The following is a 9887-nucleotide window of genomic DNA, read 5'->3' on the forward strand; positions in this document are numbered from 1 at the left end:
CTATGTCACATTTTGTTGACAGAACGGTATGATGGTTGGACCAATCATGTCAACCGATCCGCACAGCCCATGTCAGCCCACCGCCAGCGGTGGGCAGCGGCGATCAGCGGGCAGCAACAGCAGGCCAGAAGCCGGAGGCCGGAGGCCGGACGTCATGGGCAGCGCCGCCGCGCCACCCGTCAGGCGTCGTCCCGCACCTGTCGGGTGGGCGCTTCCCCGGCCGGGCCGGCCTCCCGGGTGCGGGCCAGCCGGCGGTTGGTGAGCTCAAGCTGGGTCACTGTGTCGCGGCGCAGCGTCGTGGCCTGCCCGTCGGTGAGCCGGCCGCTGACCCGGTCCCAGTGCAGGGCGACCCACTCCCCCGGTCGCACGTCGGGGGCGAAGCTGACACCGCCGGTGACGAGCGCGGCCCGCAGCGGCCGGGGCCCGGACAGCCCGAGCCCGCCGTTCTCCCAGGTCAGGCCCGCGGAGCGCACCACGACATGATCGCCGTCGCGTTCCGTCACCTGCCCCCAGCGAATCCGGCAGCTGTCCAGCACGTGCAGTGGCCAGGTGGGGTCCGGCGAGTCCAGCAGCCGGGACCAAGGGTAGACCCCGAAGACGTGGAAGCAGTGGTTCGGCGCGACCTCGTCAAGGATCTGCGGGGTGAGGTGCCGCCAGTACCACCCGGCCTGCGGACCGATCACAGCCAGCAGCGCCGCGCCGAACTCGCGGGGGTCGACCGCCTCCGACACGCCGCCGCCGAGCCAGTACGCCTCGACCACCCGGCGGTCGAGCGGGTCGTCGATACCGGTGAGCCGGGCCAGGATCCGCAGGTACGGCCATGCTCCGTGGAAGCGGCGGGCCAACGCCCGCAGATCACCCCCTGTGGCACCAGCTCCGCCAGCTCCGGCGGAGTCGGTCGCACTCGCGGCACCCGTCGCACCGGCGGCACCGGCGGTCAGCAGGGCCCGCGGCGCGTCGGCCGGGCCGCAGTAGCCGAGCTCGTTCGGCGCGTAGGCGTAACGGGCGAACATCCGCGCGCCGTCCTCGTCACGGGGCGCGCTCACCGCAGGGCCATCCGTCCGAAGGTGTAGTAGGCCGCGCAGGCGCCCTCCGAGGAGACCATGCAGGTGCCGATCGGGGTCTGCGGCGTGCAGGCGGTGCCGAACACCTTGCACTCCCACGGCTTGAGGACGCCCTTGAGGACCTCCCCGCACTGGCACGCCTTCGGGTCGGCGACGCGGACGCCGGGCATGTCGAACCGCCGCTCGGCGTCGAACCGCGCGAAGCCGTCGGTCAGCCGCAGCGCGCTCTGCGCGATGAAGCCCAGCCCACGCCACTCGAAATGGGGCCGCAGCTCGAACACCCGCGCCATCAGCGCCAGCGCCTGGGGGTTGCCCTCCTCGCGCACCACCCGGCCGTACTGGTTCTCGACCTCGCAGCGCCCCTGCCGGATCTGCCGGAGCAGCATCGCGACCGCGGCGAGGATGTCCAGCGGCTCGAAGCCGGCCACCACGACCGGCCTGCCGTACGTCTCGGGGACGAAGCGGTACGGCCGGCTGCCCACCACGGTCGAGACGTGCCCCGGCCCGATGAAGCCCGACAGCCGCAGGCCGGGCGAGCGCAGGATCGCCCGCAGCGGCGGAATGATCGTGACGTGGTTGCAGAACACGCTGAAGTTGGTCAGCCCCAGCTCCCGGGCCCGCAGCAGCGTCACCGCGGTGGACGGGGCGGTGGTCTCGAACCCGACCGCGAAGAACACGACGTGCCGGTCCGGGTTGTCCACGGCCACCCCGAGCGCGTCCAGCGGCGAGTACACGAAGCGGACGTCCGCCCCGCGCGCCCTGGCCTCCAGCAGGCTGCCGCGGCCACCGGGCACCCGCATCATGTCGCCGAACGAGGTGAGGATGACCCCCGGCTGCTCGGCCAGCCAGATGGCGTCGTCGACCCGTCCCATCGGGATGACGCACACCGGGCAGCCCGGCCCGTGCACCAGCTCCACCGACTCGGGCAGCAGGTGCTGGATGCCGTGCCGGTAGATGGTGTGGGTGTGGCCGCCGCACACCTCCATGAACGCGTAGCTGTCCGTCCCGGCCAGCTCCGTGATGGCGGCCACCAGCGCACGCGCGGCCGCCGGATCGCGGAACTCGTCGACGAAACGCATCGGATTCTCCTCGCGGTGACGGCTGACGGCTACGGCCGGCGAGCCGGAACGATCTGTACGGCAGCGGTGGAACCGGCCGCGGCAGGCGTGGCAGACGCAACGATCCCGGCAGATACGGCGGCCCAGGCGGACACGACGGCCCAGGCGGACACGGCGAGCAGGGCAGGCACGGCCGACACGACGGGCACAGCCGACGCGAGGAGCGTGGCCGACACGGCGAGCGCGGCCGACACGGTGAGCGCGGCGAGCGCGGCGGTCAGGGGATCGCGGACGAGCCGAACGCCTCGATCTCGTCCTGGTAGGCCGCGCCCAGCTTCTCCATCGCCTCGAGCGTGCGCGTCGCCTCGGCCTCGTCGATCACCGCCAGGGCGAACCCGACGTGCACCAGCACCCAGTCCCCGACCCGTGGGCCGTCCGCCGCGACCAGCCGGATGCTGATCGTCCGCCGCACCCCGCTGACGTCGACCGTCGCGAGATGCCGCTCCGCGTCGACGATCTCGACAAGCCGCCCGGGAATCCCCAGACACATCAACAGCCTCCTCACGCTACGACGCAGTGCCACCACCTGGCGACACCCCTCTGCCCACCCGCCCACACCTCTCATCACCCGGCGCGGCGGGTCGCGCCACGGCCTGGCGACCACCTGCCCCACCCGCACACACCTCTCACCACACGTCACGTCTCACCCACACCGCCACAAGGCCCGACAAGCCACCACGAACATCGCCCGCGCTCCCCGCCCCCGGAACACAACCGCACCGCGCATCCGTCCCACCCCAACCAGCGATCTCACGGATCGGCACGCCCCAGGAATGAGTGTGGAAGTGGTCGCTACAACAGCCACTTCCACACTCATTCCCATCATCGAAAAAGGACGGACCGACCGACAGGACACAGACGGCAACGGGCGGGCGGGACGGCGGGACGGCAGGACGGCAGGACGGCGGGGGCATGGTCAGCAGATGCGGGGCAGTGGGTCGCCGACCAGCATGTCCACGATCCGGGTGCCGCCCAGGGCGGTGCGCATCGCGACGATCCCGGCCGGCCCATCGGTGATCTCCCCGATGACCGCGGCCGACCGGCCCAGCGGATGCTCCCGCAGCGCGGCCAGCGCCGCCGGGGCCTGCTCGGGCGGCACCACCGCGAGGAACCTGCCCTCGTTGGCGACGTGGAGCGGGTCGATGCCGAGCAGCTCGCAGGCGCCGCGCACGTCGGGGCGCACCGGCACGGAGCACTCGTCGAGCAGGACGCCGAGGCCGGTGTCCCGGGCCAGCTCGTTGCAGGCCGTCCCCACCCCGCCGCGGGTGGGGTCACGCAGCCAGCGTGCCGACGGCGCCGCCGCCAGCAGCTCCTCCACCAGCGCGTCGACCGCCGCCGTGTCGGAGCGGATGGCGGCGTCGATCGCCAGGTTGCCGCGGGCGAGCATGACCGCCATCCCGTGCTCGCCGATCGTGCCGGACACCAGCACCCGGTCCCCCGGCCGCACCCGCCGCGCGGACAGCTGCCGGCCGGGCGGGACGAGCCCCACCCCGGCGGTCGTGATGATCAGTCCGGCGGACGCGCCGGCGTCGACGACCTTGGTGTCCCCGGTCACCACCTCCACGCCCGCGGCCCGCGCCGCCTCGGCCATGTCCTCGGCGACGCGGCGCAGCTCGTCGACGGGGAAGCCCTCCTCGATCACGAATGCCGCGGACAGCCACAGCGGCCGTGCCCCCGTCATCGCCAGGTCGTTGACGGTGCCGTGCACCGCCAGGTCACCGATGGAGCCGCCGGGGAAGCGCAGCGGCCGGACCACGAAGGAGTCGGTGCTGAAGGCCAGCGACTCCCCCGACGGCAGCGGCAGGACCGCGCCGTCCCCAAGGACGTCGAGCGCGGGACTGCGGAAGACGTCGACGAAGACCGTCTCGATCAGCTCCGCCGACGCGCTCCCGCCGGCCCCGTGCGCCGAGGTCACCACCTCGCCGAGCGTCCGCGGCCGGCGCCGCCGGAACGTCCCGGCCCGCGCCGGCACCGCCTCCCCACGGTCCGTCTTCTCCACCCGGCCCGTCCGCTCCGTCCGGTCCGCCACGCTCATCGGGTGCGCTCCCCCGCCGTCGGGTACGTCGGGTACGTCGGGTACGTCGGGTACCTCGGGTACGCCGGATACGTCGGGTACGCGGCCGGATGGTCCGTCATCCGTTGCTGTGTCGCGGCCCACAGGTGGTGGCCGAGCAGGGCGTGTGACTCCTGGATGCGGTGCACGCTCTGTGAGCGGACGACGAAGCAGCGGTCGACCACCCCGTCGGCGGCGAACCGTCCGCCGTCGTATCCGGCGAAGCCGACGGTGAGCGCTCCCCGACGGCCGGCCTCGGCCAGCCCGGCCAGCAGGTTGGCCGAGCCGCCGCTGGTCGACAGCGCCACCGCGATGTCGTCCGGGCCGGCGTGCGCGATGAGCTGCCGGGCGAACACCCGCTCGAACCCGACGTCGTTGCCGAGCGCGGTGACCACCGCCTGGTCCGCGGCCAGCGACCAGGCCGGCAGCGGACGCCCGTGCGGCGGCCGGGAGAACAGCTCGGCCAGGGTCGCGGCGTCGGTCGCGCTACCGCCGTTACCGAAGGTGTACATACGTCCACCCCGGGCGAAACGCCGTGCCATCTCCGCCGCGGTGGCCGCGATCGACTCGGCGCATTCCCGCAGCGTCGTGCGCTGCAGCCGCACGCTCTCCCGGGCCTTCGCCCGCGCCGAACCGGCGAGTTCGGCCAGCAACGCACCCAGCGCGTCCCCCGGGCCACCGGCATGCCGCCCACCGGTATTCCGGCCGTCGTCCCTCCAGCTGTCGGCCTCTCGACTGCTGGCATCCCGGCCGTCGGCATCCCGGCCGTCGGCATCCCGGCCGTCGGCATCCCGGCCGTCGTCCCTCTCGCTGTCGGCCTCTCGACTGCTCGCACCTCGGCCGTCGGCGTCCCGACCGCGGGCGTCCCGGCCGCCAGCGTCCCGGTCGTCCTCCCGCTGGCCGCTCCCCTGGTGGTCGCCGTCTTCCTGGCCACCGTCGTGCCGGTCGTGGCCGGCCCGGTCAGCGCCGGCCCGGGGGCTGCTGTCCCGGTCGTCGCCGCTGTCCGCCTGGGGGTGGAGGAACGGGTACAGGAACGCGGTGTGCTCGGTGGCCATCACGCACCGTCCTGGTCGAGACGGGTGATCGCCGTCGCGGCATGGATGAGAACAAGATCGCCAATGGTCACCGGATCGACCGGCAGGATGCTGACAAGCTCCACCCCGGTGGCGGTACGCACCAGCGCCAGGCCGTCGGCCGGCCCCTGTTGCGCGATCACCTCGCCGAGCCGGCCTTCGTCACCGCAGGTGACGCACGTCCCGCCGTCCTGCTCACGCCCGTCCTGCTCACGCCCGTCCTGCTCACGCCCGGACGGGTGGAGCACGGCGGTGTGCTCGAGGCAGGTGTGCTCGAGGCAGAGGTGGGCCAGCTCCCACAGCAGGTGGTAGAGGAGCACGAACCGGCCGGTGGCCGGCAGCGGCGGATCCGGGTCGTCCAGCCACAGCACATGGTCAGCCGCGCCGGCGGGCGGACGCGGGCCGCTACCGATCCATATCGTGCCCGTCCCCCAGGCCGGCGCCCGGCGCAGCACGGAACGCGTCACCGGATCATCGGCGGCGGCCACGGCGAGGACGACGTCACCGGGCCGGGCCGCCAGCCGGATCATGGCGACGGGATCCGGGCCGGTCACGGCCACCGCGGGCAGCGCCGGTTTGCCGACGACGGCCGGATGGACGAACTCGACCGCGATGTGGTGCGCGTGCGGCCCCCACGCCGGGGACAGGCACCACAGCGTGGCGCCACCGGCGAAACGCCGGGCCAGCGCGAGCGAGGCGGCCGCGAGATCAGCGGCAAGATCCTCGGTCAGCCCACCGTCGTCGGCACTGTCCACGCCACCGGTGGCGCCGACCTCCGCGCTCTCGGTGGCGCCGCCGACAGCACCGGCCGTCACCTCCGGGGCGCCCGCCAGCTCCCGCCGCGCCTCCCGGGAACATCCTGTCACAGCGCCATCACCACTGGCGACCGCCAGGGCACTCATCGCATTCCCCCGATTTTCCCGGCTCCCCTGGCTCCCCTGATTTCCTCGGCTTCTGTGGGATGACCGGCCGCGGTGTCGTCGATCAGCTCGTATTCGCGCATCATGTCCAGGGTGCGCAGCGCCGACCGCCGGTCGAGCCGGGTCAGGGCGAAACCGGCGTGCACCATGGTGTAGTCGCCGGCCGCGAGATCCGGCAGATAGGCCAGGCACACCTTCCGCGTCTCACCGGGGAAGGCGACGTGGGCCATCCTGGTCCCGCTCTCGTCCCAGACCTCGACGATCCGGCCCGGAATCCCCAGGCACATGGTCACCTCTCCTCTTCGTCCCCGGCGCGCAGGCGCAGCACCGCGACCGCCGCCTGCCCGAGCGCGAGCCCGCCGTCGTTGGGCGGCACCAGGTGGTGGACGAGCGTGTCGAATCCGGCGGCGCGCAGCCTGTCCCGGCAGGCGCGCAGCAACAGCACGTTCTGGAACACCCCGCCGGTCAGGCCGGCCAGCCGCACGCCCCGCTGCCGGCCGACTCGGGTCACCACCTCGGCGACCGCGTCGGCCACCGCCTCGTGGAACGCCGCGGCCAGCACCGCCACCGGTGTGCCGCCGCGCAGCCCGGCCACCAGCGCGCGCAGCAGTGGCGCCGGGTCGAGCACGCCGTCCGCCCCGACCGCCAGCCGTGGCACCGCCGCCAGCCCCGACGCCCCGGGCACCTCCGATGTCCCTGTTGACGTCCCCATCACCGCCGCCACCGCCGCCGCGCCCGCCGCCGATGCCCCCGCTACCGGCCGCCCCGATCCCGGCCGAGCCCCCGGTGACGCCGGGACTTCCGCGGACGCCCCGGCCGCCGCTTCGAGCGCGGCCGCTTCGAGCGCGATCGCGGCCTGGCCCTCGTACTCGACGCGGTGGCAGACGCCCAGCAGGGAGGAGACCGCGTCGAAGAGGCGTCCCATGCTGGTGCAGGGGACGCAGCCGATGCCGCTGTCGAGCTGGGAGCGCACCGCGGCCAGCTCGGCGGGCCGGCAGGCGGTGACCGCTGGCAGGTCCGGCGCCCACGGGATGCCGGCGGCGGCCAGGTGGGACAGCGCCATCCGGCACGGGTTGCGCACGGCCGCGTCCCCACCGGGCAGCGGCACCGCGCGCAGATGGCCGACGCGGGTGAAGCGATGGCTGTCCGTCCCGAGCAGCAGCACCTCACCGCCCCAGACCTCACCGCCCCAGACTTCACCGCCCTGAGCCGCCCCGCCCTGGCCCGCCCCGCCCCAGGACGCACCGTCCCGAACCGCACCGCCCCGGCCCGCGCCGTCCCGAACCGCACTGCCCCGAACTGCACCGCCAGCGCTACCGACACCACCGATGCCAGCCCCGCCAGTACCCCCGATGCCGTAGCCGGTGCCGTCGAAGGCCACTCCGATGATCGGCTCGCCCAGCCTGCCGTGCTCGGCGAGCAGGGAGACCACGTGCGCATGATGATGTTGGACGAGCAGCGGCGGCTGGTCCCCGGCGTGGCGCTCGGCCCAGCGGCGGGTCGAGTACCCCGGGTGGGCGTCGGCGGCCAGCCGCGCCGGGCGCACGGCGTATACGGCGGTGAGCCGCCCGACCGACCGCTCGAAGGCACGCAGCGTCGCCAGGGATCCCATGTCACCGACATGCGCCGAGCAGAACGCACGCTCACCGTCGGTGACGCAGAAGGTGTTCTTCAGCTCCCCGCCGACGGCCAGGACCCCCTCGGCCGGCCAACGTGAACCATCCTGATCCGCCTCCCGCTCACGGTCGCCCGTGGACGCCGTCCGGCCGGGACCGCCCGTGGACGCCGTCCGGCCGAGGTCGATCGGCAACGGTGCGTAGCCGCGGGAGCGGCGGATCGGCAGCTCACGGCCGTCGACGACGCGGACCACCGAGTCATCGCAGGGCAGCAGGATCGGACGGTCGTGGGTGAGTATCGCGTCGGCCAGCGCCGGCAGCCGGCCGCAGACGTCAGCGGTGCCGGTGCCGGCGGTGTCGGCGGTGTCGGCGGTGTCGGTGCCGGCGGTGTCGGTGTCGGCGTCCTCGAAGCAGATCGGCTCGCCGGCCAGGTTGGCGCTGGTCAGCACGACGCACGCCGGGGGCGCGACGTCCGCGCCGGGCACCTGGGCGAACAGCAGGTGATGCAGGGGCGAGTAGGGCAGCAGCAGGCCGATCAGCGGGTTGCCGGGCGCCACGTCCGCTGTGACGGGGGCGTCCGGCCGGCGCCGCAGCAGCACGACCGGCCGGGCCGGGCCGCGCAGCACCGCGGCCTCGGCCGGGCTGATCTCGGCGAGCTGCCGGGCCACGTCGAGATCCCGGGCCATCACCGCGAACGCCTTGCCCGCCCGCGCCTTGCGCGCGCGCAGCAGCCGCACCGCCGCCGGGCTGTCGGCCCGGCAGGCCAGGTGGTAGCCGCCGATCCCCTTCACCGCGACGACGCGGCCGTCGGCCAGCGCCCGCTGGGCCGCGGCCAGCGCCTCGTCCGGCCCGGTGCCCTGCGCCCCCGGCACCTCGGCGGCGCAGGGGACGAAGGACAGCCGCGGCCCGCAGTCCGGGCAGCACACGGGCTGGGCGTGGAAGCGGCGGTCGGCCGGGTCGTGATATTCGGCCGCGCAGGCCGGGCACATCGGGAAGCCCGCCATGGTGGTGGCCGCCCGGTCGTAGGGCAGCGACCGGATGATGGTGAACCGGGGGCCGCAGGCGGCGCAGGTGACGAACGGATGGCGGTAGCGCCGGTCGGCCGGGTCGAACAGCTCCCGTACGCAGTCGTCACACACCGCCATGTCCGGGGGGACGACAGCGCCAGCGCTGCCAGCGGTGCCACCTGTGCCACCTGTGCCACCTGTGCCACCAGTGCCGCCTGCGCCAGCGACGCCGGCGGCGCCAACGGCGCCAGCGGCGCGGGTGTCCTCGCCGCCGCCGCGGCTGGCCACGATATGGAAGCCGGCCTCCCCGGCAACCGGCGGGATGTCGTCCACCCGCACGGTGGTGACCCGGGCCGGGGCCGGCACGTCGCCGCGCAGCCGCCGCAGGAACTCCGCGACCGCCGCCGGGCCGCCCTGGACCTCGATGAACACCGAGCCGCTGTCGTTGCCCACGAAACCGTCGAGGCCGAGGCCGGCGGCCAGCCGGTGGGCGAACGGCCGGAACCCCACCCCCTGCACAACGCCTTCGACCCGTATCCGCCGCCGCCACACGGCCCCGGGACGGCCCTGTCCCGCGACACGTGAATGATCGGCAGTGACCGGGCAGACGCCTTCGGCCGTCATGCGGCCGGCCCCGGGTGGGCGCCAGCCGCCTGGCCACCCTCGCCGTGTCCGTGTCCGTGTCCGTTTTCGTGCCCGTTTCCGTGCCCGTGGGCGGCCGGGCGGTATGGCTCTGGACGTGTGGCAGCCGCCCCGGGACGGCGGAACCCGGCCAGGAAGTCCCGTTCGATCAGGCCGATGACCTCCCACATGGCCCGGCGTACCACCTCGGACAGCTCCCAGCCCACGTCCACACGCTCGGCCTCGACGAGGAACACCGTGACCTCACCGGGACGGCCCGCCGGCGAGCCGGGCGCCTGCCCGTCCGGCCCGCGCCCGTCCAGCCGGCATTCCTCCGGCCCGCGCCCGCCCGGCCGGCATTCCTCCGGCCCACGCTCCTCCGGCCCACGCTCCTCCGGCCCGCGCCCGCCCGGCC

The 9887-nt window shown here is 74.4% G+C and carries 7 protein-coding genes and 2 pseudogenes; all 9 read right to left on the bottom strand.

Annotation, left to right across the window (positions count from 1 at the left end):
• Positions 1-179: 179 nt before the first annotated feature.
• Positions 180-1046: a DUF6390 family protein gene (locus NBX02_RS12090; RefSeq protein WP_250281343.1), complete on the bottom strand. Its 867-nt coding sequence runs from the start codon at positions 1044-1046 to the stop codon at positions 180-182.
• Entirely contained in the window at positions 1043-2143 is a 1101-nt protein-coding gene (hypD, locus tag NBX02_RS12095; RefSeq protein WP_250281345.1) for a hydrogenase formation protein HypD, read from the bottom strand. Before hypD ends, NBX02_RS12090 begins: the two co-directional genes overlap by 4 nt.
• Positions 2144-2399: 256 nt before the next feature.
• A complete protein-coding gene (locus NBX02_RS12100; protein ID WP_250281347.1) occupies positions 2400-2672 on the bottom strand; it encodes a HypC/HybG/HupF family hydrogenase formation chaperone in 273 nt (90 codons plus the stop codon).
• 426 nt (positions 2673-3098) lie between these two features.
• Positions 3099-4217, bottom strand: coding sequence for a hydrogenase expression/formation protein HypE (gene hypE / locus NBX02_RS12105; protein WP_250281349.1), 1119 nt, complete (start codon positions 4215-4217; stop codon positions 3099-3101).
• Positions 4218-4315: 98 nt separating this feature from the next.
• Positions 4316-4897, bottom strand: a pseudogene (locus NBX02_RS23135) (D-sedoheptulose-7-phosphate isomerase); the annotation flags it as partial.
• 392 nt (positions 4898-5289) lie between these two features.
• The gene (locus NBX02_RS12115) at positions 5290-6210 is read right to left on the bottom strand and encodes a HypC/HybG/HupF family hydrogenase formation chaperone (protein WP_250281352.1); all 921 of its coding nucleotides are present in this window, start codon (positions 6208-6210) and stop codon (positions 5290-5292) included.
• Positions 6207-6515: a HypC/HybG/HupF family hydrogenase formation chaperone gene (locus tag NBX02_RS12120; RefSeq protein WP_250281385.1), complete on the bottom strand. Its 309-nt coding sequence runs from the start codon at positions 6513-6515 to the stop codon at positions 6207-6209. Before NBX02_RS12120 ends, NBX02_RS12115 begins: the two co-directional genes overlap by 4 nt.
• 2 nt (positions 6516-6517) lie before the next feature.
• The gene (locus tag NBX02_RS12125; RefSeq protein ID WP_250281354.1) at positions 6518-9475 is read right to left on the bottom strand and encodes a carbamoyltransferase HypF; all 2958 of its coding nucleotides are present in this window, start codon (positions 9473-9475) and stop codon (positions 6518-6520) included.
• Positions 9472-9887: pseudogene (locus NBX02_RS12130) on the bottom strand (hypothetical protein); the annotation flags it as partial. The pseudogene NBX02_RS12130 and the gene NBX02_RS12125, both read right to left, overlap by 4 nt.

The organism is Protofrankia sp. CiP1_Cm_nod1, from assembly GCF_920888515.1.
GTDB lineage: Bacteria > Actinomycetota > Actinomycetes > Frankiales > Frankiaceae > Protofrankia.

Excerpts from the sequence above, each read along its gene's own strand:
- hypD (WP_250281345.1), bottom strand. The coding sequence starts at position 2,143 with ATGCGTTTCGTCGACGAGTTCCGCGATCCGGCGGCCGCGCGTGCGCTG.
- NBX02_RS12100 (WP_250281347.1), bottom strand. The coding sequence starts at position 2,672 with ATGTGTCTGGGGATTCCCGGGCGGCTTGTCGAGATCGTCGACGCGGAG.
- hypE (WP_250281349.1), bottom strand. The coding sequence starts at position 4,217 with ATGAGCGTGGCGGACCGGACGGAGCGGACGGGCCGGGTGGAGAAGACG.
- NBX02_RS12115 (WP_250281352.1), bottom strand. The coding sequence starts at position 6,210 with ATGAGTGCCCTGGCGGTCGCCAGTGGTGATGGCGCTGTGACAGGATGT.
- NBX02_RS12120 (WP_250281385.1), bottom strand. The coding sequence starts at position 6,515 with ATGTGCCTGGGGATTCCGGGCCGGATCGTCGAGGTCTGGGACGAGAGC.
- NBX02_RS12125 (WP_250281354.1), bottom strand. The coding sequence starts at position 9,475 with ATGACGGCCGAAGGCGTCTGCCCGGTCACTGCCGATCATTCACGTGTC.